The 24,402-nt window shown below is 46.6% G+C and carries 24 protein-coding genes; 15 read left to right on the plus strand and 9 right to left on the minus strand.

Annotated elements, in window-relative coordinates:
• Positions 1-177: 177 nt before the first annotated feature.
• Genes AAEY83_RS09915 through AAEY83_RS09925 form a run of 3 tightly spaced genes read left to right on the plus strand, consistent with a single transcriptional unit; the run spans position 178 to position 5,592 of the window.
• Positions 178-1,506 (plus strand): efflux RND transporter periplasmic adaptor subunit, encoded by a 1,329-nt coding sequence (locus AAEY83_RS09915; protein WP_025646809.1) that lies wholly within the window; start codon positions 178-180, stop codon positions 1,504-1,506.
• Positions 1,503-4,610 (plus strand): efflux RND transporter permease subunit, encoded by a 3,108-nt coding sequence (locus tag AAEY83_RS09920; protein ID WP_025646808.1) that lies wholly within the window; start codon positions 1,503-1,505, stop codon positions 4,608-4,610. The genes AAEY83_RS09915 and AAEY83_RS09920 overlap by 4 nt, the downstream gene beginning before the upstream one ends.
• A gap of 55 nt (positions 4,611-4,665) precedes the next feature.
• Positions 4,666-5,592 (plus strand): DMT family transporter, encoded by a 927-nt coding sequence (locus tag AAEY83_RS09925; protein WP_025646807.1) that lies wholly within the window; start codon positions 4,666-4,668, stop codon positions 5,590-5,592.
• Positions 5,593-5,726: 134 nt separating this feature from the next.
• On the opposite strand, the gene AAEY83_RS09930 is transcribed toward AAEY83_RS09925, so the two are convergent.
• Positions 5,727-5,981 carry a hypothetical protein gene (locus tag AAEY83_RS09930; RefSeq protein WP_025646806.1) on the minus strand — a complete coding sequence of 85 codons (255 nt, stop codon included), beginning with the start codon at positions 5,979-5,981 and terminating at the stop codon, positions 5,727-5,729.
• A 384-nt stretch (positions 5,982-6,365) separates the two neighbouring features.
• On the opposite strand from AAEY83_RS09930, the gene AAEY83_RS09935 reads away from it, so the two are divergent.
• The 12 genes from AAEY83_RS09935 to AAEY83_RS09990 all read left to right on the plus strand — a co-directional run bounded on the left by AAEY83_RS09935 (position 6,366) and on the right by AAEY83_RS09990 (position 15,904).
• On the plus strand, positions 6,366-6,725 hold the full coding sequence (locus AAEY83_RS09935) for a hypothetical protein (RefSeq protein ID WP_025646805.1): 360 nt from the start codon (positions 6,366-6,368) through the stop codon (positions 6,723-6,725).
• A gap of 160 nt (positions 6,726-6,885) precedes the next feature.
• On the plus strand, positions 6,886-7,632 hold the full coding sequence (locus tag AAEY83_RS09940) for a BLUF domain-containing protein (protein ID WP_025646804.1): 747 nt from the start codon (positions 6,886-6,888) through the stop codon (positions 7,630-7,632).
• Positions 7,633-7,635: 3 nt separating this feature from the next.
• Positions 7,636-8,169, plus strand: coding sequence for a GTP-binding protein (locus AAEY83_RS09945; protein WP_025646803.1), 534 nt, complete (start codon positions 7,636-7,638; stop codon positions 8,167-8,169).
• The gene (locus tag AAEY83_RS09950; protein ID WP_025646802.1) at positions 8,169-8,582 is read left to right on the plus strand and encodes a roadblock/LC7 domain-containing protein; all 414 of its coding nucleotides are present in this window, start codon (positions 8,169-8,171) and stop codon (positions 8,580-8,582) included. The genes AAEY83_RS09945 and AAEY83_RS09950 overlap by 1 nt, the downstream gene beginning before the upstream one ends.
• 223 nt (positions 8,583-8,805) lie before the next feature.
• Positions 8,806-9,192 (plus strand): DoxX family protein, encoded by a 387-nt coding sequence (locus tag AAEY83_RS09955; RefSeq protein WP_025646801.1) that lies wholly within the window; start codon positions 8,806-8,808, stop codon positions 9,190-9,192.
• A gap of 205 nt (positions 9,193-9,397) precedes the next feature.
• Entirely contained in the window at positions 9,398-10,105 is a 708-nt protein-coding gene (locus AAEY83_RS09960) for a pirin family protein (RefSeq protein ID WP_025646800.1), read from the plus strand.
• A gap of 199 nt (positions 10,106-10,304) precedes the next feature.
• The gene (locus AAEY83_RS09965; RefSeq protein WP_025646799.1) at positions 10,305-11,243 is read left to right on the plus strand and encodes a pirin family protein; all 939 of its coding nucleotides are present in this window, start codon (positions 10,305-10,307) and stop codon (positions 11,241-11,243) included.
• A gap of 171 nt (positions 11,244-11,414) precedes the next feature.
• Positions 11,415-12,026 carry a nitroreductase family protein gene (locus AAEY83_RS09970; RefSeq protein ID WP_025646798.1) on the plus strand — a complete coding sequence of 204 codons (612 nt, stop codon included), beginning with the start codon at positions 11,415-11,417 and terminating at the stop codon, positions 12,024-12,026.
• Between the two features lie 307 nt (positions 12,027-12,333).
• Entirely contained in the window at positions 12,334-13,338 is a 1,005-nt protein-coding gene (locus tag AAEY83_RS09975) for a DUF1852 domain-containing protein (protein ID WP_025646797.1), read from the plus strand.
• 45 nt (positions 13,339-13,383) lie between these two features.
• Entirely contained in the window at positions 13,384-14,412 is a 1,029-nt protein-coding gene (locus tag AAEY83_RS09980) for a methionine synthase (protein ID WP_025646796.1), read from the plus strand.
• Positions 14,413-14,515: 103 nt separating this feature from the next.
• Complete coding sequence (locus tag AAEY83_RS09985; RefSeq protein WP_025646795.1) at positions 14,516-15,019, plus strand: flavin reductase; 504 nt, start codon at positions 14,516-14,518, stop codon at positions 15,017-15,019.
• 66 nt (positions 15,020-15,085) lie between these two features.
• On the plus strand, positions 15,086-15,904 hold the full coding sequence (locus AAEY83_RS09990; RefSeq protein ID WP_025646794.1) for a sulfite exporter TauE/SafE family protein: 819 nt from the start codon (positions 15,086-15,088) through the stop codon (positions 15,902-15,904).
• Positions 15,905-15,973: 69 nt separating this feature from the next.
• On the opposite strand, the gene AAEY83_RS09995 is transcribed toward AAEY83_RS09990, so the two are convergent.
• The 8 genes from AAEY83_RS09995 to ribH form a co-directional block, all read right to left on the minus strand.
• Complete coding sequence (locus tag AAEY83_RS09995; RefSeq protein ID WP_025646793.1) at positions 15,974-16,306, minus strand: YnfA family protein; 333 nt, start codon at positions 16,304-16,306, stop codon at positions 15,974-15,976.
• Positions 16,307-16,407: 101 nt separating this feature from the next.
• Positions 16,408-17,193 (minus strand): tRNA pseudouridine(65) synthase TruC, encoded by a 786-nt coding sequence (truC, locus tag AAEY83_RS10000; RefSeq protein ID WP_198013367.1) that lies wholly within the window; start codon positions 17,191-17,193, stop codon positions 16,408-16,410.
• Between the two features lie 287 nt (positions 17,194-17,480).
• Positions 17,481-19,358, minus strand: coding sequence for a glutamine--fructose-6-phosphate transaminase (isomerizing) (gene glmS / locus AAEY83_RS10005; RefSeq protein WP_025646791.1), 1,878 nt, complete (start codon positions 19,356-19,358; stop codon positions 17,481-17,483).
• Positions 19,359-19,521: 163 nt separating this feature from the next.
• Positions 19,522-20,886, minus strand: a complete 1,365-nt coding sequence (gene glmU, locus AAEY83_RS10010) for a bifunctional UDP-N-acetylglucosamine diphosphorylase/glucosamine-1-phosphate N-acetyltransferase GlmU (RefSeq protein ID WP_025646790.1) — start codon at positions 20,884-20,886, stop codon at positions 19,522-19,524.
• A gap of 120 nt (positions 20,887-21,006) precedes the next feature.
• On the minus strand, positions 21,007-21,585 hold the full coding sequence (locus AAEY83_RS10015) for a phosphatidylglycerophosphatase A family protein (protein WP_025646789.1): 579 nt from the start codon (positions 21,583-21,585) through the stop codon (positions 21,007-21,009).
• A gap of 3 nt (positions 21,586-21,588) precedes the next feature.
• Positions 21,589-22,605 carry a thiamine-phosphate kinase gene (thiL, locus tag AAEY83_RS10020; protein ID WP_025646788.1) on the minus strand — a complete coding sequence of 339 codons (1,017 nt, stop codon included), beginning with the start codon at positions 22,603-22,605 and terminating at the stop codon, positions 21,589-21,591.
• Between the two features lie 2 nt (positions 22,606-22,607).
• Positions 22,608-23,483: a transcription antitermination factor NusB gene (nusB, locus tag AAEY83_RS10025; RefSeq protein ID WP_025646787.1), complete on the minus strand. Its 876-nt coding sequence runs from the start codon at positions 23,481-23,483 to the stop codon at positions 22,608-22,610.
• 295 nt (positions 23,484-23,778) lie between these two features.
• Positions 23,779-24,309 carry a 6,7-dimethyl-8-ribityllumazine synthase gene (gene ribH / locus AAEY83_RS10030; protein WP_025646786.1) on the minus strand — a complete coding sequence of 177 codons (531 nt, stop codon included), beginning with the start codon at positions 24,307-24,309 and terminating at the stop codon, positions 23,779-23,781.
• Positions 24,310-24,402: the final 93 nt, after the last annotated feature.

The following is a 24,402-nucleotide window of genomic DNA, read 5'->3' on the forward strand; positions in this document are numbered from 1 at the left end:
AGTACCAGAATATAGACGCGCAAGATACCCATACGCATTGACGCGCTAATGGGATAAGCTACAATGTTCAAAACTTATGCCTATTTTTTTGACTGTTTATCATCATTAACAGATGGATAGGTGTTAGATTTTCAGACGCTAGATTTTCGCTATGGCCCTTATCTATAGAGACCGCTTATGAGTGACCTTCAAGACCCTAATGGCAAGCCAGTTGTTGATGATAAAAAAACGCCTAGCAACGCTGACTTACCGCCTTATCGTCAACCTGAAGTCGCTAGCAATAGCACTAAAATGCCGCCGTGGTTGCTACCGGTCTTGGCGATTATGCTGGTAGTCGGCGTGCTGTTAGGAAGGTATTGGGGCACGAATGAGGCCGCAGGTGATGAGCAAGTCATTACCAGCTCAGATACAGTCAGTAGCACCTCTGAGGTAGACCGCGCAGAGCAAGCGGTACTGTCGGTAGAAACGGTAACGCCAAGCCAAGATAGCATCGGTAATAATTTGCGTGCTGATGGCACCATTAGCCCCAAAGATACCGCTAATGTCAGTGCCAAGGTCAACGGAGTAGCGATCGAACAAGTGCTCGTAGAAGAAGGTCAACAGGTCAAGGCTGGTCAAGTGCTTGCCGTGTTTGACTCCGATGCCGCCGAGCAGCAAATCCTGCAAGCCGAGGCGGAGGTTGCCGAAGCAGAAGCGACGCTCGCTAATGCTAGTGCCGATGCTGCTAGGGTATTGCCTTTGATCGATATCGACGCAATCAGTCGTCAAGAAGCGGATCGTTATCGTACGGCAGAGCTGCAAGCAAGAGCGGCATTACAAGCGTCAAAAGCGCGTCTCAGTAATCAAAAGCTAAATCTCAATAATTCGCAAGTGCTCGCGCCCGTCAGCGGTATTATCAGTAAAAAGATGGCGGAAGTCGGCATGGTATCAGCAGGCGTATCAGCAGGCGAGCCGCTATTTACAATTATCAAAAACGGTATTTTAGAGTGGCAAGCGGATATCGATCCTAAGCTTATCGGTGAGGTCACGGTAGGCACGCCAGTCAGAGTCAGCCTACCGAATAACCAATCGGTAATGGGTCAGGTAAGCCGCATTGCGCCAACTGCTGACAACAACCGCCAAATTACTATCTACGCCAGTCTCAATAAAGATCCAGCAGCGCGCTCAGGTATGTATCAAACGGGCGAGTTTTTATTAGGTAGCGCCAGCGCGCAAACCATTCCGAACGCGGCTATCGTGAGTAATGACGGCTATGATTATGTGATGCTAGTCACTGACATAAAGACCCAAGAGGGCAAAACCCTTGGTCGTATCCGGCAGCAGCGCGTGACTTTGGGTGAGCGTCTCGGCGATAAAGTCGCGGTAACAGAGCCATTGCCTGCCGATAGTCGTCTGGTTAAGCAAGGCGGCAGCTTCCTCAATGATGGCGATTTAGTGCGGGTAGTGGATGACAACACGGCTCAGCAAGCACAAGTAGCGACTGACGCGCCGCAGGCACCTTTATGAATTTAAATGTCTCCGCTTATTCGATTAGAAACCCACTAGTTGCTATTTTGCTCTTTGTACTGCTCACTTTGGGCGGTATTTATGGCTTTATGCAAATGAAAGTCCAACAGTTTCCGGATATTGATTTGCCAGCCGTCGTAGTGACTGTCACCTTGCCGGGTGCTGCGCCCTCTCAGTTAGAAAACGATATTGCTAAAAAGATTGAAAACAGAATCACCAGTATCGAGGGCATCAAGCATATTCGTACTACCCTTCAAACAGGTGCGGCGACGATTGCCTCGGAGTTTGTACTCGAAAAAGACATCCAAGAAGCGGTCGACGACGTACGCTCGGCAGTCGGTGAAGTCAGAGGCGATCTACCGGCAGCAGCGAACGACCCGATTATCACCAAAGTCTCGACCGCTGGTTTCCCTGTGATTACCTACTCAGTCGCCGCTGAGAATATGAGCGTCGAGGACTTGTCTTGGTTCGTTGATGATACCATTACCAAGCGCCTCTCTGATATTCCGGGCGTCAGTGAAGTTGGCCGTATCGGCGGACTTGAACGCGAGATTACCGTCGCCGCTGACCCTATTGCCCTAAGCGGCTTACAGTTCTCCATTGTGCAGCTCTCGCAGCAGCTGGCTGGTATTCAGCAAGACAGCTCAGGCGGTGAGGCCGAAGTCGGAAATACCACGCAGACCATTCGCGTATTGGGCGCGGTGGATCGTGCTGATGCTTTGAATAATTTGCAAATCACCGTACCAACTACCGGCACGACACAGGCGCTCGGGCGTCTGTCACAGATCACCGATGGCGCCGCAGACCCCACCTCAATCGCTAAGCTCGATGGTCAAACAGTAGTAGCCTTTGATATCACCCGCTCTCGCGGCGCCAGTGAGGTGGAGGTGATGGAGCGTGTCGATGCCGAGCTTGCCACCCTCAATGCAGAGATGAGCAATATCAGCGTCGAAAAAGTCTACGATAGAGCCACGCCAGTCGCAGAGGATTATCAGGCTTCGATAAAAATGCTAATCGAAGGCGGTATCTTAGCCGTTGTCGTGGTGTTCTTATTTCTAAAAAACGTCCGAGCCACTATCGTTGCTGCGGTAGCACTACCTTTATCAGTTATCCCGACTTTTTTGGCAATGTATCTGTTCGACTTTAGTCTTAATATCATCTCGCTATTGGCTCTATCTTTGGTCATTGGCGTGCTTGTCGATGATGCTATCGTTGAGGTGGAAAACATCATTCGCCATCTGCGCATGGGTAAGACGCCTTATGAAGCAGCGATGGAGGCGGCTGATGAGATTGGCCTAGCGGTAGTCGCAACGACTTTTACCTTAATAGCAGTGTTTTTACCGACCGCCTTTATGGGCGGCGTCGTCGGTCAGTTCTTCCGTCAGTTCGGTTGGACCGCGGCGTTGGCTATTTTTGCCTCATTAATGGTGGCACGATTGATAACGCCGATGATGGCCGCTTATGTATTACGGCCAGAAAAACATCGAGTAGAAAAACAAAGCAAGACCATGGACTGGTATCTCAAAGTGGTGTCTTGGACGCTACATCATCGCTGGCTAACGATGGGCGTGACTTTAGTCCTGTTTGTCGCCTCGCTGATGCTCGTCAAATTGCTGCCGACTGCTTTTATTCCGGATAATGACATCGATCAAACCCGAGTCGCCATCGAGCTGACCCCCGATGTAGCGCTAGAGGATACTGAGCGCGTCGCTGCGATGGCAAGCGAGCGTATCTTAGCGCTGCCAGGGGTGACTAATATATTTACCTCAGTGGGTGAGGCGCAGGCGGCGATGGATCCCAATTCTACTGGCGGCAAGTCAGATAATATTGGTAGTTTAGATATCGTGTTAGCGCCGCGTGCCGAGCGTGCCTCTAAGCAAGAGATTGAGCGTCAGATCAGTCAATTGCTCGCCGAGGTGCCAAGCGCGCGCTTTACCGTGGGTTTATCGAGCGGCGGCGAGACCGGTTATAACTTCTCACTTACCAGTACCAACCCTGAGATCCTGGAGCAAACCGCTCAGCAAATCATGGCAGATATTCGTAAATTACCGATGGCAGGTGACGTGACTAGCGATCGCAGCTTACCGCGGCAAGAGCTGACGGTCACCCCAGACCGGCTAGCGATGGCAGATTTGGGCGTGACCACCCAAGATATCGCGACCACGTTACGTATTGCCACAGTTGGCGATTATGAGCAGCAGTTGTCTAAGCTCAATCTCGATACGCGGCAGATTCCCATTGTCGTGCGCTTGCCTGATGTTGCCAAAGAGAACGTCAATCAGCTAGAAGGCCTCTATATGCCTAGTAGCAATTCTAGTGGGCCTACCGGTCAAGGCGTCAGAGTAGGGGAAGTGGCAAGCCTCGACTTCGGTACGGGTCCGGCGCAAATTAAGCGCTTAGATCGTGAGCGGGCTATTAGCATTACTGTACAGCCTGCTGATGGTGAGCTTGGAGAGCTGGTGCAAGCGGTGAAAAACACCCCGGCGATGCAAAATATACCCACGTCGATTACCATTATCGATCAAGGACAAGCGGAGAACATGGCCGAGCTATTTAGCGGCTTTGTTATCGCGATGACCGTCGGCATTATCTGTATTTTTGGGGTATTAATCTTACTATTTGGCAAGTTATTGCAGCCGTTCACTATCCTAATGGCGCTACCGTTATCGATAGGCGGCGCTTTTGTGGGCTTAGTGATTACTAATAGTAGCTTGTCAATGCCTTCGATGATTGGTTTTATTATGCTGATGGGCATCGCCACCAAGAACTCTATCTTGCTCGTGGATTATGCGATCATTGCGCAAAATCGCGGACTGGCACGCTTTGAGGCGATTATAGACTCTTGCCGCAAACGCGCACGGCCGATCATTATGACCACTATCGCCATGGGCGCGGGCATGCTGCCGCTAGTGTTCGGTTGGGGCGATGCCGATCCGACTTTCCGTCGTCCTATGGCGGCAGCGGTGTTAGGCGGTTTAGTGACTTCTACCTTGTTGAGTTTGGTGGTGATTCCGGTAGTTTATACCTTGATGGATGATGTCTCTAACTGGTTTAGCAAGTGGCTTGTGCCGCATGGCCGTGATAAACAGCAGGCTACTGATTAGGGCGCGATTATCTTGCTATGCTAGCATTCAAACACTCGAGACATTCGGATAATTTATGAGTGATGTTAAGGAGAAGACGGCTTCTGACCATCGACAATTATGGTGGATACCGCTTCTTTGTCTGCTGGTCGGCGGCGCTTTGTTAGGTATCGCTACTAACTTGGCTAAGTTTGCAGTTGAGATTGGCCTGACGCCATTAGCGTTTTTATTTTGGTCGATCAGCGGCGCCGCTATCATTTTATCAATAGTGGCTTATATGCGCGATGAGGTGTTGGCACCAAGCGCTCGTAGCTTTGAGTATTACGTCATCGCAGCTCTAGTCAGCGTGGCGGGTTCTAACTTGATTTTCTTCTCAGCGATTCCGCATGTCGGTGCCGGCTTTGTGGCACTGATTATCTCTTTACCGCCACTGCTTACCTATCTTGCTGCGCTTGTGATAAACATAGAGCGTTTTAATATTTGGCGCGCGTTTGGTGTGGCGGCGGCGCTTGCTGGCGCCGGCGTACTTGCTGCACGTAAATTCTCAGCGCCGGAGGCCAGTGTGTTTTGGATAGCGTTGGCACTCTGCGGACCGGTGCTTTTAGCTATTGGCAATATCTATCGTAGCCTGCGCTGGCCAGATGATGCATCGCCTATTGCACTGGCGCCAGGAATGCTGATAGCCGCCGCTGTTATACTAGGCTTAGTTGGTTTACTGCCAGGTTTTACGCTAGCTGTTCCGCTGGCTACGGCGCTGCCTATTGGCTTAATCGTCTTGCAAGCTAGTATCTTTGCCGGTCAGTTTTTATTATTGTTTGTACTACAAAAGACAGGAGGTCCGGTGCTACTCAGCTTACTCGGAGCAGTTGGTGCAGTGGTGGGCGTACCGGTGGCAGTATTTTTGCAAGGAGAGGCAATACCAGAAGGTTTAGTGTTAGGCGGATCATTGATCGCACTTGGTGTGGCGCTAGTCACGTGGGGCGGGTTAAAAATGACAAAGTGAAGCCGCTGTTAGTCTTAATACTTGTCTCATTGATGTATAACAGTCTACTAAATTACTTTATTTATAACGCTTAGCGTCTGCTAGCCATTGCTCGTAGGGCGTAGCTGTAACTTTGTGAATTATGATTTAGACGTTTAGATATCCGCTATAGTACAGCGATCTAAAATACAGGCTTTATCCAGATGAATATGACTGTCATAAAAGCCGCCACAGACAAACTTACCTTGAGCATCGTAACTCGCGGCTGCTGGATTTGACTGACTGTCTTGACTGTTAGCATTATTGTCAGCTATCTCCTCAATACGAGCGATATGCTGATCTGTTATTAGAATATTGACAAGGGTTTTATGAGTCGCTAAACGAGCGTTTTTTATGATTAAGTCAGTCATTATGAGTTATTCCATTAGGTGATATTGGATTAAAAATAGTGCAAGTTAAACAGCTTTTCTCGAATATTACGACCAGCCTGCCGCGCCAAAGGAGAACGAAAAACTCAATAATTATTGAGTTTTTCTTTAAGCGGTAGCTATATAGCGATGACTGGTTGGTTATAGTGATGCTAAGAGTCGACTTATTTATTATAATAGCCGTCACTGAAGTTATCATGTAGACTATCTAATTAGTTAAATATAATAATTTAGATTCACTAATTATAGTGTGGTTTTATTATTAATACACAGTGATAGCTTTAGACAAAAAACGGCGCAAATGACCGCTTTATTTTTAAAATAAAGTATAAGTGCTTCACCATTTAAAATAATTGAGGAAAGAAAATGTCAAATATCGATCAGTCTTTACAAGAGTTAATGCAAGTTGATGGCGCTATGGGTACCTGTATTGTCGACTATATGTCAGGTATGGTGCTAGGTATGGCTGGTGGCGGCGTGGATTTAGAGCTTGCTGCTGCTGGTAACTCGCAAGTGGTCAAAGCCAAAATGGCGACGATGGAATCATTAGATATCAAAGGTGAGATTGATGATATCTTAATTACTTTAAGCTCGCAGATCCATATTATCCGCCCAGCTTCAAAGCACGAAGGTTTGTTTTTGTACTTGGTACTCGATAAAGCTAAATCAAACCTAGCTTTGGCGCGCCGTAAAGTACAAGGCATCGAAGGCAAGCTTGAGGTATAAAAAGCTTGAGATACAAGTAATCTTCACGCTTCTCATTATTGAATTATCGCTCTTCCTGCCACTTCGAAGAGCGACAGCTCGATGCTCACCCTTTAACTATCAGTAGCTATCGGCATCGTTGAACAAGCTACTTTATATGCCTTATTTAAGTGAGGGCAACATGAAATGTATTGCGTATGTCAGTAGAACCACTGCCAATGAGCGCGGTATCAATCTGCCTGCCGGTTTGTCAAACATCGTGCAGATATCTCGCAAACGCAATCCAGCCGCGCAAATCTCAGGTGTTCTATCCTATCGCCGAGGCCAATACGTGCAAGTGCTAGAAGGGCCGGCTATCGAGATCGATAACTTGATGAAAAAGGTATTGGCTGATCCTAGGCATGACGATATATGGGTGTTTGTCGATGAAAAAGTGACGAAGCGTAGCTTCGATAATTGGAGGGTCAGTATCTTTGATTTTATCGATCAAGGCCCTATTTTTAAGACATTTATTGAAGACCATCAACAGACATTAGATGCTTTTACGTTTGAGCAAAAAGCACGTCTGCAAGATTTTATCAATTTAGGCAATAACAATGCCGTAGCGACTCATTATTACGATGGCAAATATCTAAAACTGCTGGCATGGCCTGACCTTAATCGGACCAGTCAACCGCAGCTGATTATGAATCTTTGCGTCAAATTGACCAAAAACCCTTATCCTTTTGACAGTTTAGTCGCGAGTGATGAATTTGGGACTTATGATCAGGTCACTGATATTATCAAAGATTTTGAGTCATTAGGGATACTGACGGTGACCGAGCCTGCGCCCAGTGCTGTGTCAGAGCCGGCTAAACCACAAAATATACCAGCAAAAAAACCGAGCAGGTTTTATGGTGCGATTAAAAGATTTTTAGGAATGGGGTAAGCAGTGGACTATCAGAAGCTAGCGATAATCGGAGAAGTAGGTGCCGGAAAAACTCAGCTGGTCAAGACTTTAAGCGAGATAAGTCCTCTTGAAACTGAAGCTAAGTCTAGTATCGATATAGGCAAAGAATATACGACTGTCGGTATCGATTATGGGCGTATTACTTTAGCCGATGATATGGCATTAGGTATTTATGGGGTGCCAGGTCAAGAGCGTTATTCTTTTTTGTGGGAGTTTGTCAATAGCTCTTTGTGGGGTCTGCTTATTTTGATTAAGTATGGCGACACCCCTGACTATAATAACTTGGACAAACTGCTGACTTTTTTTGCGCCAGAAAAAAACCAGACCACTTGTATCGTAGGAGTGACCCACTGTGAGGACGCCGACCCTGCAAGCCTAGCGGCGCTAGGACAAGAGGTTAGAGCGGTGCTCATGCATCATAATGTAGTCGCGCCTATTATCAATGCCGACCCTAGAAGCCGAGAGTCCGCTATTGGTCTATTGCAGCTATTTAATACTCTTAATAATGAACAGTAATGTTAGATACGATTATGGTAAATGAAAACTCCCAAGCAAAAGCGGTGCTCTCAAGCTGTATCAAAGAGCTTTGTGAAGCCAATAGAGAAATTGCGCTCGTGACTTTGTGTACCACTGATGGCTTTCCCATTAGTTGTTTTTCGATAAACGAGCTGAGCAATCAAGCAGATAAGTTTGCGGCGATGAGTAGCACGCTTTCAGCACTCAGCGATTCGTCTGCTAGTCAAATGCAGCAAGGAGAGTGTGAGATCACTATCGTGGAGGCGACGTCGGGTAATATGCTGTTTGTAAAAACAGACTATTTGAGTAAGCCTTGCGTGCTGACTATGGTTGCCAAAAACAAGATGACGTTAGCTGAAGCCAGATATAAGACGAAAAGACTCGCTAGTGAGATAACGGCTATCAGTACATAAAGCGACTCAAGATATCCTCTAAGCTTATAAAAAGCGCTGACTGAATATGATATTTAGTCAGCGCTTTTTTATTAGCTGGTATAAGCGAGCTACCATAAGTTAGGTGCTATACTCGATAAACAAACATTATCAGCATGGCTATAATCAATACTCATAGGCGGCTTATATAAGGTGTATTACCAATCACGATATAAAATCAATACCGAAAAAGGGAAGCGCCATCATGGAAAGATTTCAAGATATTAGTATGTTATTAGGCCGGGTGTTCTTATCACTGATGTTTATTGTATCAGGATTTAATAAGATCACTGACTATGCTGGGACCCAAGGATATATGGAGTCTATGGGCGTGCCAGCATTGATGTTGCCATTGGTTATTATACTTGAGCTGCTCGGTGGCATCGCTATTCTTATCGGCTTTAAGACTCGTATAGTTGCTCTTTTATTCATCGGTTTCAATGTGATATCCGCGCTCTTATTTCACAGTGATTTTGGCGATCAGACACAGATGACGATGTTTATGAAAAACATCGCTATCGCTGGTGGGTTTTTATTGTTATTTGCGCAGGGAGCTGGCGCTTATTCTGTTGATAATCATAAATACTATTAACATAAGCAACTAGCATAAACTGCTGATGCAGACTGCAAATAGCATAGCCGTAAACAGCTCAGTGCTAGCGTCGGTCTCTATAAAAACCATCCATTGTTCTTATTATAAGAATAGTTATTTGTTTTTAGTGCTGTTTATCTGTCTATAGTTAATAATTATAATAGGCCCATCGCTTAAACAAGCCAAACGAATATAAGGACAAATTATAAAAACGATCTATCATGCAGCAGACTCTCGCGGTAATGCCGATCACGGCTGGCTAAAAAGCCGTCACACTTTTAGCTTTGCCAATTACCACAATCCTGAGCGTATGGGCTTTGGTGCTCTTCGCGTCATCAACGATGACCAAGTGATTGCCGGACAGGGCTTTGGTAAGCACTCACATCGCGATATGGAAATTATTAGTATCCCACTATCGGGTAAGCTTGGTCATGGCGATGATATCGGTAACAACGGTATCATCGAGACCGGAGAGATCCAAGTGATGTCAGCGGGTACTGGTATCACCCATAGCGAGATGAATGCTGATAATAATGAGCCCGTGAAGTTCTTACAGATTTGGGTCATCCCAAACAAAGCCGGAGTTACGCCGCGCTATCAGCAGCTGCGTATGGATGAGAATATGCCGCACAATACGTTCAATCAAGTGCTGTCATCTAATGCAGACGACGCTGGCGTGTGGATTCATCAAAACGCTTGGTTCCATATGGGCCGCTTCGATAAAGGCGTGACTGAAACTTATGAGCTAAAAGATGCCAATAATGGTGTTTATGTACTAGTGCTAGAAGGTCAAGTGACCATCAATGATAGCACTTTAGATACTCGTGATGGCCTCGGTATTTGGAATACTAAGAGCTTTACAATGGATGCCAATGCAGAAGCTCGCGTGCTGCTTATGGAAGTACCTATGTAAATATTGAGTGTAGATATTGAGTAAATACTGAGTAGGTGCTGAGATGAAGTGTGGAATAGCGCTGATATATAGTACTACAGTGCGGCGTAATGATACGGTAGCTAAGATTACAACTGATATCACTAAAATAGCTATGTCTTATATTGCGACTATAGCTATTTTAGCATCATAATCGATAACACATAATAAGAGGCGCACGATGAGCATTCAAACCCTAGAGCCAAGAATAGCAGACGTCGGTGGTATCCCTATCGCGCGGTTATTACCCAATACTGGCAAAAAGCCTATCGGTGCTTGGTGCTTTTTGGATCACGCTGGCCCCGCTGAGTTCGGTCCCGATGACAGTGGTATGCAAGTCGGTCGCCATCCGCATACCAACTTGCAAACCTTTAGTTGGATGCTCAATGGTGAGGTGCTACATAAAGACAGCTTAGGTAATGAGCAAGTCATCACCAAAAACCAAGTCAACGTCATGACTGCAGGCACCGGCCTAAACCAAGGCATTAGCCATACCGAACAAAGCGTATTTCCTGATACTGGTGGCTCGCCTGATGCTGCGCGTGCCCTGAACATGGTGCAGCTATGGATCGCATTGCCCACCGATCAAAAAATCGAACGCGGTTTTCATCATTATCCCAATCTGCCTACTTGGACAGAGGATAATGCCGAGATGATACTGACTACGGGTAGCTATACCACAGCGGCAGGCGAGCGTTTCGAGGCACCTACGATTCAGTACTCAAAAATGGTTGGTATCGATGTCTACTGGAAGGAAGATGGAGAAGTGACCCTTACTCTAGAGCCAGGATTTGAGTACGGTATCTTAGTCTCAGAAGGTGAAATTGAGTCAGAAGGTAAAGTTTGCCCACAAGATCAGCTACTGCGCTTTCATGATCACGATGTGGCTAATAATAAAAGCATCAAGTTGGTCGCAAAAAAAGGTACTCGCGTGATGTTTATCGGTGGTGAGCCGCTAAACAACCAAGTACTACTGTGGTGGAACTTCGTGGCCGATAATAAAGAAGAGATCGAGCAGTCTATTATTGATTGGAACAATGGTCATGAGCGCTTTGGCAATGTTGACTCAGATATGAAGCGTTTGCCTGCCCCTGAACTACCAGAAGGCTTTAAAGGATAAAGGAAAAAGAAATCTATAAATGACTATTCGTTAAGTTAGCTTCTAAATTGTAATGTATTGCTTAGTTTAATTACAAAAAGAGAATATGGCTTGAGTCCGAATGTCTTTACAATATCTTCATTAAATTAAGTTCCATGTTTTATTTTTAATCAAAATCTATTGGAGAAAATGATGTCAAATTTACAAGATCTACAGCAATTAGCCGAAAAGCGTCGTTCTATTTACGCGCTAGGCGATCAGCTACCAGTGTCTAATGAAGAAGTCGTCAAGCTAGTTGAGCATGCGCTATTGCATACGCCCTCATCATTTAACTCACAGTCTGCCCGTCTAGTTGTCTTATTTGGCGAAGACCATAATAAACTGTGGGATATCACAGAAGAGACCTTAAAAGCTATCGTTGGCGATAATGAGCAGTTCCAAGCCACTAAAGACAAAATCGCCGGCTTTAGAGCGGGTGCGGGTACGGTACTATTCTTCGAAGATAAGGGCGTCGTCAGAAGTATGCAGGAAGCCGCGCCACTATATGCTGATCAGTTCCCAATTTGGGCACACCAGACCAACGCTATGCATCAGTATGTGATTTGGACGGCGCTTGCTAGCCTAGATATTGGAGCCAACTTACAGCACTATAATCCAGTTATCGATCAAAGAGTCGCTGCAGAATGGAATATCGCTGACGATTGGGAACTAAACGCCCAAATGGTGTTCGGTAGCATTGAGCAGCCTGCAGGCGACAAAGAGTTCAAGCCCGTTGAAGAGCGCATGAAAGTATTTGGCGCGTAAGTTACTGTTGTAAATACAACAATAGCCAGCACTAAAAATAAAACCCCGCTACTATGAATTTAGTAGCGGGGTTTTATTTATGAGAAACGGTTTGCACGGTAATGGCTACAATTTTATGATAATAGTCCCCTCTCCAAAAGCGTTATATCAATATAGCTTACAAATAACCATGAATTTTATTCATCTTATCTTTAAATAACATCGTTTTTATTCATGTGAGGTTCAAGGTATGATTCATCCCATACACAAATTAGCTTTTATCTGAGGCCTCGAGACGAGAGCTATCAGAGTAGTAAAGGGGACTATCATGACTCAGCCATTTACCTATACCATATCTAGCATACGTTTTGATGAACACTATCAGCCTGCCGACAGCACGCGACTAACGACCAACTTTGCCAATCTAGCGCGCGGCGTAAACCGTCAAGACAACCTTTGTAAGACACTGACAATGATAAACAACCGCTTTAATGATTTAGCGCATTGGGACAATCTCAACGCCGATCGTTATTCGGTAGAGGTTGATATCATCTCAGCAGACTTAGACGTGGCAGGCGACGGTCATACTTTCCCCAGTATCGAGATGCTACAAACCACGATTGTCGATCACAAGGATAACTCCCGTATCAGCGGTATGGTCGGCAATAGCTTCTCATCTTACGTGCGCGATTATGACTTTAGTGTGATACTGCCAGCGCATTTTGCCAACCATCCAGAATCAAAGCCGCCAGCGGAGTTTGGTGTGCTGCATGGTAAGCTATTTCAGCATTTATTGCGTTCAGACGCTTATCAAGAGCAGTTTGATAAGCAGCCGGTGATTTGCTTGAGTGTGTCCAGTAAGAGAACCTATGTGCGTACGGGCAACCAGCATCCGGTATTGGGCGCGGAGTACAAACAGGATGAACATTCATTAACTGATGATTACTTTTATAAAATGGGTCTTACGGTGCGCTACTTTATGCCGACAGGAAGCGTAGCGCCATTCGCATTTTATTTCGCCGGTGATTTGCTCAGCGACTACAGCGATCTGGAGTTGATTAGTGCTATTGCGACGATGGAGACTTTCCAGAAGATTTATCGCCCTGAGATTTATAATGCCAACTCCAGAGCAGGCGCGGTCTATCAGCCCAGTCTCAATTACCAAGACTACTCAAAGACGCAAGTGGTGTATGACCGTGAGGAGCGCAGCCAGCTGGCAGTGAAGCAAGGCAAGTTCACCGAAGAGACATTTATTACGCCTTATCAAGATATTCTAGATGAGTGGGCAGCAGGCTTTGCGGTAGACAAAAGCGCTGATGAACAAGTGGCTTAATAGAGCTTTAGATATTAAATATTACGATACAAAAGATGAGACAACATGGATATATTATTACCGACCTCAACCGCTGGCAGCTTGCCCAAACCCTCATGGCTGGCCGAACCTGAGAAAATCTGGTCACCTTGGGCATTAGAAGGTGATGAGCTGATAGAGGCAAAACAAGACGCCTTACGTCTGACCTTACAAGAACAGCAACATGCAGGGATAGATATCGTCAGTGATGGCGAGCAAACCCGCCAGCATTTTGTCACTACATTTATCGAACACTTAGACGGCGTCGATTTTGAAAACCGTAAAACCGTTAAAATTCGTGATCGCTATGAAGCAAGCGTGCCATCAGTCGTGGGTGCGGTGAGCCGTCAAAAGCCAGTATTTGTGGACGATGCAAGGTTCCTACGCGCGCAAACCGATCAGCCAATCAAATGGGCGCTGCCCGGCCCGATGACCATGATCGATACGCTGTATGATGGTCACTACAAGAGCCGTGAAAAACTGGCATGGGAGTTTGCTAAAATTCTCAATCAAGAGGCCCGCGAGTTAGAAGCGGCTGGTGTGGATATCATTCAGTTCGATGAACCTGCATTTAATGTATTCTTCGATGATGTCAACGACTGGGGCATTGCGACACTAGAGCGTGCTATAGAGGGACTTCAATGTGAGACAGCAGTACATATCTGCTACGGTTACGGCATCAAAGCCAATAATGACTGGAAAAAAACGCTGGGCTCAGAGTGGCGTCAGTATGAGCAAGCGTTTCCTAAATTGCAGCAGTCCAATATCGATATCGTCTCATTAGAATGTCAAAACTCGCATGTGCCCATGGATTTGATAGAGCTCATCCGCGGTAAAAAAGTGATGGTTGGTGCAATCGATGTCGCCACTAATGATATTGAAACTCCTGAGGAGGTAGCCGATATGCTACGCAAGGCCTTACAGTTTGTCGATGCGGACAAGCTGTATCCCTCGACCAACTGCGGTATGGCGCCGTTGTCTCGTGAGGTGGCACGCGGCAAGCTACATGCGCTGAGCGCTGGTGCGGCAATCGTGCGGCAAGAGCTGAGCGTTTAGCAAAACTTAACAAGTTCTGGCTTGTTTAAGCTTATGAGTGGCCTCAGTTAACAAGGTACTTATAGATTTAACGTTTCTCAGGATTGTAGTAATGATAAAAGATATGATTGAAGCCACTGATTTTAGAGATGCCATGGCGCTATTGCCCACGGCGGTCAATGTGATCACCACCAATGGTCCGTCAGGCACTCATGGGTTTACTGCCTCGGCGGTATGTAGCGTCACTGATACACCGCCGACACTGCTGGTATGTATGAATCAAGCGGCGCGCTCGCATGGGCATTTTGTGGATAATAAAGTCTTGAGCGTCAATGTGCTTGGTGCCCAGCATGAACACTTATCCAATGCTTTTGCTTCTAAACTAAGCTCAGATGAGCGCTTCGAGCAAGGAGTTTGGACTGAGCTTGTGACAGGCGCGCCTATCCTGAAAGATGCGCTAGTGAGCTTTGATTGTGAGATTGAGCACATTCAAGAAGTGGGTACGCATAGTGTGCTGATGTGCCGAGTGGTCGCTATCAAACCTCCAGAATCCCCAAGCGGGCAAGATGAGAGTTTAGTGTATTTTAACCGTGCTTATCATTACGTCGGTCAAGTTGAGCTTGTATAAGTCATAACTGGCATTAATATAGAGCACTTGCTCAGAAAATAAATCAATATAAGAAGACACTATCCCGTGGAACTACTCATTTTTTTAATCATAGGTGCACTAGCAGGTTTTGCGGCCGGGCTTTTCGGCGTGGGCGGTGGCACCATTATCGTACCGCTGTTATTTATCGTCTTTACCCAAATGGGCTACGATGCCGATACCATTATGCATCTGGCTTTGGGGACGTCGCTTGCGACCATTATCGTCACTTCGATCAGCTCGCTGATGGCGCATAATAAAAAGGGCGGCGTCATGTGGCCGGTCTTTAAAAATCTAGCACCTGGTTTGGCGCTAGGGTGCTTTTTGGGAGCAGGGATAGCAGGGCAAATATCAGGGTTATATCTGCAGCTGATTGTCGGGGTGTTTTTACTGTGGGTCGCTTATAGAATGTTTACCGCTGGTAAAAGACGTACACATATGAGTGATGCGAGTCATACGCCTGTGGTATTACCGTCTAAACCCAAGCAACTTGCGGCAGGTGGTGTTATTGGTGTGGCTTCGGCCATTTTTGGTATTGGCGGTGGCAGCTTAACGGTGCCATATCTCACCCGTTATAATGTGGTCATGCAAAAGGCGGTAGGCACGTCGGCGGCGTGTGGTTTGCCTATTGCCATTGCTGGTGCGCTCGGCTTTATGTTCTTTGGTATGCAGCAGCAAGTTGATGTACCCAATACCATTGGCTTTGTGCATATTTATGCCTTTTTGGGCATTGCGAGTATGAGCTTTTTTACCGCTAAAGTTGGGGCAAAAGTCGCTCATATGCTCTCACCGCCACTGTTAAAGAAGTGCTTTTCGGTATTGTTATTCGTAGTGGGACTTTATTTTCTTTATAAGGGGTTGGTTTGAAGGTAGCTTGGGCTTAGGAGGATTTCCAATCAATGCTTTTAGAGTGAAGGGGCTTTATTGAGGTACAGCCTACGTATTGCGCGGTGCAAACATAATAATAGCCATACCTAGCAGTGCCACTGATGTCCCTAATATATCCCATGTCGTTGGCCGAATACCATCGACCGCCCATAACCACAAAATTGCGATCGTGACATACACGCCACCGTAGGCGGCATAAACTCTGCCAACAGCGGTTGGATGTAAAGTTAGTAGCCATACAAAAGCGGCCAAACTAAACGCACTAGGGACAAGAAGCCATATAGACTTACCTTCTCTTAGCCATAAGTAGGGTAAATAGCAGCCTACAATCTCTGCTAATGCCGTAACAGCAAAAAGCCCAACGGTTTTTAATTCAGACAAAACACTTACCTCTTTAGTCATTGGTGTTGTGGCGTTAGCGTGTATTGTCTCACTATAAAAACACTTTCAAAAAACACACTATTATGTACATTAGATCTTTACTAATGACCTGAACCTTCAACACTATCTACCCAATCAAACGCCTCCAAAATGTTCATCCATTGCTCATCTAATCCTGCTTGTATGAGCAAAGGCTCACCGGTGACGGGATGACTAAGCGCTAAACACTGCGCATGCAGCAGCATCCGCGTACACTCATATTGACTACGAAAAAATCGATTGTGCCGTCCATCACCGTGGCTAGTATCGCCTACTATAGGATGGAATAGATGTTTCATATGCCGGCGCAGCTGATGCTTACGCCCTGTCTTAGGTATCAAACGCATAAGACTATAGCGGCTAGTGTCATGCTTTCTTGATACCGCAAATGGCAGCTCTATTTGAGCCAGACGTTGCCAATGAGTCACTGCTTCTTGGGCAGGCTTGTCCAAATTGGCAAACTTGTCAGCGATGGCATCGGGCTTAAAACTTAATGCATAATCAACACTACCTTGCTCTGACATAAACCCGCGCACCACGGCTAAATATTGCTTGGTGACCCTGCGCTCCGTAAACGCCTCGGTCAGACTGCGCGCCACAGCAGCGCTTTTAGCAAAGAGCAATACCCCTGAGGTTGGTCTATCCAGTCTATGTACTGGATAGACATGACAGCCTACCGCATCACGGGTCAGCTGCAAGGCAAAGCGTGTCTCGCCCTTATCTAGCCAGCTTCGATGCACGAGTAGACCTGCCTCTTTATTGATTGCTACCAAAAATTCATCCTCATAGAGGATCTCTATTGGATCGCTGTGTTGGTCAGTGTTGCCGTTGTCGTGATCCATATTCATATCGTCAGCGCCCATACTGTAGAGACTATTATTATATATCTACTGCCTTTTATACCTATCGTCTTTACCGCATTGATAACGGCATAGTAAATTTGTGTCCTGTCTATAATTTATAAACAAATGTACGATAATATTAAGGTATCGACGAGTTGTTGGATTTTCCCATTTTTATAAAAAAATCCTCCACCATCTATTTTGTATAAGATAGCGGAGGGTTTAGTACGTCACTATAAGTTTTGGAATAAACGATATTTACTAATAAATTACTTTAAAATCAGTACCTTATATTATTCGACTGTGACGCTCTTGGCCAAATTACGTGGCTGATCGACATCGGTTCCGCGCATCACTGCTACGTGATAGGACAGTAGCTGCACGGGTACGCTGTAGACGATTGGCGCAAGATCTTCGCAAACATCAGGTATATAAACGACATGCAGACGATCCTCTGCCACCATCTTGCTGGATTCACCAGCGAAGACAAACAGCTCACCGTGGCGCGCGTGCACCTCTTGCATATTAGCTTTGAGCTTATCGAACATACTGTCCTTAGGCGCGAGCACGACGATAGGCATGTCCTTATCGACTAGCGCTAATGGCCCATGTTTTAGCTCACCTGCCGCGTAGCCTTCTGCGTGAATGTAGGAGATTTCTTTGAGCTTAAGCGCGCCCTCTAAAGCGATTGGGAATTGTAAGCCGCGACCTAAGAACAGACAGCTTTTCTTATTCTCGAATTTTTCGCTCATTGCTTGGATATCGCCATCAAGATGGAGGCTAGCGTACAACTGACTAGGCAGCTTATGCAGTCCAGCGAGTAGAGTCGTTAAGCGCTCATCGTCCAAACGCGATTGAGTGACGCCAATCTTTAGTACCAGTAGCATCAGCGCCACTAACTGAGTGGTAAAGGCTTTGGTCGAAGCAACGCCAATCTCAGGGCCGGCATAGGTAGGCAGATAAATATCGGTTTCACGCACTAGTGAGGAAGTCGGTACGTTACATAGAGCTAAGCTGACAAGGCCGGTAGGCGCTTGCTTTTGGGTGTCACGTAGCGCCGATAGCGTATCTGCCGTCTCACCTGATTGCGAGATGCAAATGACTAAGGAGTTATCAATGACGACCGGATTGCGATAGCGGAACTCGCTTGCCACTTCGACTGAGCAGGGTAGACGCGTTAAATTCTCAAACCAATATTTGGCCACCATACCGGCGTGATAGCTAGTACCACAAGCGATCACTTGAATGTGGCGAATACCAGCAAGCTTAGATTCATGACGCTGTAAAAAGTCGGCTTTTAGTTGGTAGCTGTTTTTAGCGTCGTCATCTATCTGCTCATTTGAGACAGTGCTCTCTAGTGCCATCTCAAGCGTGCGAGATACCGCATCTGGCTGCTCGTAAATCTCTTTGAGCATATAGTGTTTGAACTCGCCTTTATCGGCGTTGTGCTGCTGCGCGTCAATCTCATTGATCTTACGACTGACCTCTACGCCATCGGCATAAACGCTAACCTTATCGCGCGTGATTTTAGCGATATCGCCTTCTTCTAGGTACATAAAGCGATTAGTCACAGGTAGTAGCGCCAACTGATCTGAGGCAATAAAGTTCTCGCCGATACCGACACCGATGACCAGTGGCGAGCCAAGTCGTACCGCAATTAGCTCATCTGGGCAGTCGACATGGACGATACCCAAAGCAAAAGCGCCATGTAGCTTTGGGATAACAGCGCGAACCGCTGCTAGTAAGTCGTTATTTTGGCTATATAAGTCATTGATAAGATGTGAGACCACTTCGGTATCAGTCTGCGATGTAAACTCGTAACCTTTCGCGATGAGCTCTTCTTTGAGCTCAGCATAGTTCTCAACGATACCATTATGGACGACGGCAATTTTACCTGAGATATGCGGATGCGCGTTACGCTGCGCAGGCTCACCATGAGTCGCCCAGCGGGTATGAGCGATACCGATATGACCATCGAAAAACTGCGGATTGACCGCTACAGCATTGACCAGTTCTTGCACTTTGCCCACTTGGCGCTCACGATGTAGCTCATTATTACGAATCACCGTGAGACCTGCAGAATCATAGCCTCTGTATTCTAGGCGTTTGAGTCCTTCTAGTAAGATATTAGCGATATTACGCTCAGCGACCGCGCCGACTATTCCGCACATAGTGATTCCTTAAATTCGATGTTTTAGAGTGACAATATTTGTGATTTCGATAGCTGTCTTGATAAGTTTGTTTGGAGCCATATAGCAGTAAGCAGCACCACTAGTGTTGTCGCGCTGCTTATTTCTGACTGCAGTGTGTAGCAAGCCAACTACTGAGCTACTGCTATTTTTTGGTCGGACGTTGAAAATTGTCCTTTTGTACTTGGCGGCCTCGGCCGAGTGCTAGTGCATTGGCATCGACATCTTTTGTGATGACTGAACCTGCTGCCACTGTTGCGGTATCACCGATGGTCACGGGTGCTACTAAGCTTGAGTTGGAGCCGATAAAAGCGTTGTCCTCGATGATAGTCTGCGACTTGTTAACGCCGTCATAGTTACAAGTAATGGTACCTGCACCGACATTGACATCCGTGCCGATAGTGGTATCACCGATATAGCTTAGATGATTGACCTTACTGCCTTGGCCGACGACGGACTTTTTAATCTCAACGAAATTACCGATTTTGCTGTGGTCGGATAGTACAGTGTTAGGACGTAGGTGGGCGAAAGGACCGACATCCACGCCTGCACCGATATTTGCTTGATCGATGACGCAGTTTGGCTTGATATAGCAAGCATTACCGATTTGTGAGTTTTTGAGCACATTGCCCGCTTCGATGTAGACGTTATCACCGAGTACGCAGTCGCCTTCGAATACCACATTGACATCGACAAACACATCTTGCCCCGCGCTGAGGCTACCACGAATATCGACACGAGTAGGATCAGCAAACTGCACGCCCGCGACTTGCAGATCGTGCACCAGCTTATTTTGCCATGAGCGCTCTAAGCTTGCGAGCTGCTGACGGTTATTGACGCCTTCGATTTCAAAAGCATGCTCCGGCTCGATAGCAGCAATAGCGATACCATCAGCGACTGCCATTTTGACAATATCGGTTAAATAATACTCATTTTGCGCATTGTCATTTGACAACTTAGGCAGGTATTTATGTAGCAGGGCATTATCGACACAATAAATACCGCTATTGATCTCAGTGATTTGCTGCTCTGCGTCACTGGCATCTTTTTGTTCGACGATGGCTTCGATATTGCCATTCGCGTCGCGCTTGATTCGACCAAGGCCAAACGGATTATCAACGGTTAGTGTCAACATCGACATACCATCAGTATTAGCGGATTGCAGTGCGCTTAATGTCTGACGACTTACTAGGGGCACATCGCCATATAAGATTAGGCTTTGACCAGTTTGTGGTAGTTTCTCCAAAGCGACTTTGACCGCGTGCCCCGTCCCTAGCTGCTCTGTCTGCTCTACCCAAGCCAGATTATAAGCGCTCATCGCTTCTTGAACTTGCTCCCCGCCAAAGCCATAGACGACGATAGTCTCATCCACTGTCAAATGATGACAAGTATCTAATACATGACTCAATAAGGGCTTGCCAGCAAGGGTTTGCAGTACTTTAGGTTTAGCCGACTGCATACGCGTGCCTTTGCCGGCAGCGAGGATAATTACAGAAAGAGAAGAGGTCATAATAGCTCGATAGTTGTAACAAAATATATTGAAATTATAGCCTAAAGCCAAACAAAAATCATATAGGCTTTGTATGGATTTGGCTGCACTCTTTGTAAAAAGTCTCGTCTTATATCGAAGCTATAGCAGCATACCCGCCATAACTATCAGCCAAACTACAGCGGCCATGATACCGGCGATAATGTCGTCGAGCATAATACCTAAGCCGCCAGCGACTTTTTTATCTGCCCAGCCAATCGGCGGCGGCTTGATAATGTCAAAGAAGCGAAACAGAATAAAGGCAATAATGAGCGCAAAGATAGCGATAGGCTGGCTAATATCTGACCAAAAGCTAGTGGTACTGACGCCTAAATAAGAGAAGGGCAGTAAGGTAATCCAAATACCTGCCCATTCATCCCAAACGATATGCGGATCATCATGGACACCCATCAGCTCTGAGCTGCGATCACAGATCCAGACGCCAATGACACAAGACAAAAGGGTAATAATCAAAAAGGCAGTAAAGCCTAAGCTTAATAAAGGAATAGCGACAATCAGTCCACCAACCGTACCCCAAGTGCCAGGTGCGCGGCGCGGCAGGCCGCTGCCTAAACCTAATCCTAGCCAATACACAATAGTATCGAGGGTACTTGCACCCGCTGGCAGGGGCGGGCAGTCATTGGCTTTACTAATATCAGGTTTATGCAGGTCGTCAGTCATGGGCTAACCTATAAAATGTTGATAACCCGTAAATGAGGGTAGCGTAGTAAAAGGAGCGGGATGCTCTTTGGTAACGGCTTGTCCATTATAAAACAGCCGTGGGCGCGGCTCTTGTAGCGCCGAATCGGTCGCCGCGACTTCGCCGATACAAGTGATTTGCGTGTTAGTCAATTGGCTAGCAGGCGGCTCGACATCAGCAGGCAACGTAAAGGCCAGCTCGTAGTCATCGCCGCCGGTTAACTGACACAATAAGCGTTCAGCTTCATCTACCTGTAACAAGGGCTGGCTCGTCGGCAGCTTTTCTATATCGATACGCATGGTGACGCCGCTTTGCTGACAGATATGCGAGAGGTCCTGATATAGGCCATCGGAGATATCTATCATCGATGTAGCGTCAGTCTTTGCAAGCGATGCGCCAAGCTGAATGCGCGGTGTCGGCATATGTAACCTGTGCGCTAACTGTCGCCCCGTCTCACTATCAGGATGATTGAGTGCATAAGCGGCATCACCAAGGGTGCCTGAAACATAGACCTTGTCACCTGCTTTTGCGCCTGAGCGGTAGACAGCGTTCGTATTGGCAGTCAATAGCCCTTGCGCGTTAACGCTTAACACTAAAGTATCATTGCGCGTGGTATCGCCGCCGATTAAGGTCACGCCAAATAATTGGCAGGCGTGATGCAGGCCTTTAGCAAAGCCGCTTAGCCACTGCTCATTTGCTAAGCGCTCAGGTAGCGCTAAGGCTAATAAAATACTGTGCGGCGTCGCACCCATAGCGGCGATATCTGAGACATTGACTGCGACGGCCTTATAGCCAATCTGAAAAGCCAGCTCATTAACCTCATTCCAATCCGCGCTAAAGTGGCGGCCTTGCACCAAAGTATCGATACAACTGACCAAGCGCGCGCCTGTTGGCAGACTCATTACCGCAGCATCGTCACCGATGGCTTTTTCTATACCAGCAGAAGGCTGCTCATCTTGCAGAGTGCTAAATATACGCTCAATCAGCTCAAACTCAGTCATGGCTAGTCTTTATTATTAGTAACAGTATTATTAGTGTTATTGCTATCATCGACGCTATCAGCAGTTGCTGGCGCGGCAGCTGCATTTTTAATCGCTTGCTTGGTGGCGGTACTGGATTTATTCGGGCGGTCGCGCTTAACGTTGGTTTTATTAGCGCTGATACGCAGCTTATTAGAAGCGGTAGGCTTATCGGCAGGACTTGTAGCTGACTCGGTATTGGTAGTCGCTTGCGACACGGCTTGCGGCTGAGCGGCAGCTTTTTGCGAAGTACGTTTATTGGCTTTAGTATCAGCATCAACCTCAAGCGCGCGTAATTCAATCGCGAGTCTATCGAGTACCGCATTGATCAATTTGTGCGCGTCAGTTGCACCGAAGTGATTATTGAGCTTCATTGCTTCATCAAGCACCACTTTATAGGGAATCTCAAGACGGTTTTGCAGCTCATAAGCACCAATCAACAAAATCGCGTGCTCAACAGTATCGAGCTGTTCGACTTTGCGGTCAAGGTGTTGCTCAATTAAAGCGTCCAGCGCTTCGATTTGCTCTGGGATATCGCGCATCATTTCGTGATAGTAGCCAATGTGTACGGTGTGCATAGCGTTCGTGGCACGGGTACGCGCGGCGATATCGTGAGGGGCGTTGTCTTTCCAGCCAAGCTTATCTGTGGTCTCAAAACGGCGATCGGTTACTAGCCACTCATACAAGCCTTGCATCGCAAAGCGGCGCGCCTTACGTACGGCAGTATGGGTCGTCTTATAAGTCGACTCACTCATATCGAAGTTTTGTTCCTCACTGCTAGCAACCGCTTTATCAGTAGGATTGCTAGTAGTTTTTGCCGTCTTTGCTTCATGGATAGCGCGTTTGAGTTGGTCAGTCATGAAAAATACCTAAGGTTTAAACAAAAAGTTTAACTAAGTGAATAAATAGCCAATAAAATGTTAAATAGTAGTCGATTGGCAACTTTGCCAGTCCGTTGTGGCGCTTAAGCGCCATGATTTTTGACCATAGCGCCTATTAAAAGTATTTGTAAAAGTACTTATTGAAAACTTGAAACGTTATTCTTGGTTTAGCATGAGCTTTTAAAACCCGCATTCGAGGCAGTCTTTGTCATGTCAACCTAATCATAAAAAGCTCTACGTAAAGAGCCGTATGATAATGCTTTATCTTTTAAACCTAAGCATCATCACTAGTATCATAGTCATCATCAACGTCTAGCTGCGAGAGTACCGCTAGCATCTCCAGCACCACCATAGCGGCTTCTGAGCCTTTATTACCGGCTTTCGTGCCAGCGCGCTCAATCGCCTGCTCGATGCTGTCGGTGGTCAGTACGCCATTAGCAACAGGAATATTATAATCGATCGCAACGCTGCTTAAGCCTTTAGCAGACTCGCTCGCCACAAAATCAAAGTGCGGGGTGCTGCCACGGATGATCGCGCCTAAAGCAATAATGGCGTCAAAACGATCCGACTCTGCGGCGCGCTGGGCAACCAAAGGCAGCTCAAAAGCACCAGGGACGCGAACGACAGTGATATTGCTACCAAGTACGCCATGACGTAGAAGTGCATCGATCGCGCCATCGACTAAGGATTCAACGACGAAGCCATTAAAACGACCGACGACGATACCGATACGTGCGTCTTCATTCTGATGCAAATTACCATCGATATGCGTCACATCATTGCGCTGCTGTTGTAAATTTGACATAAAAATATCCTTTGATTTTATTAGGGCGTGTTGAACATTCGACCATGGCACTGACAGCGACTATTTTTTAGGCGATTCGATGTTAAAAATAAT

This window comes from Psychrobacter sp. TB20-MNA-CIBAN-0197 (genome assembly GCF_040309765.1).
In the GTDB taxonomy this organism is placed as follows: domain Bacteria; phylum Pseudomonadota; class Gammaproteobacteria; order Pseudomonadales; family Moraxellaceae; genus Psychrobacter; species Psychrobacter submarinus.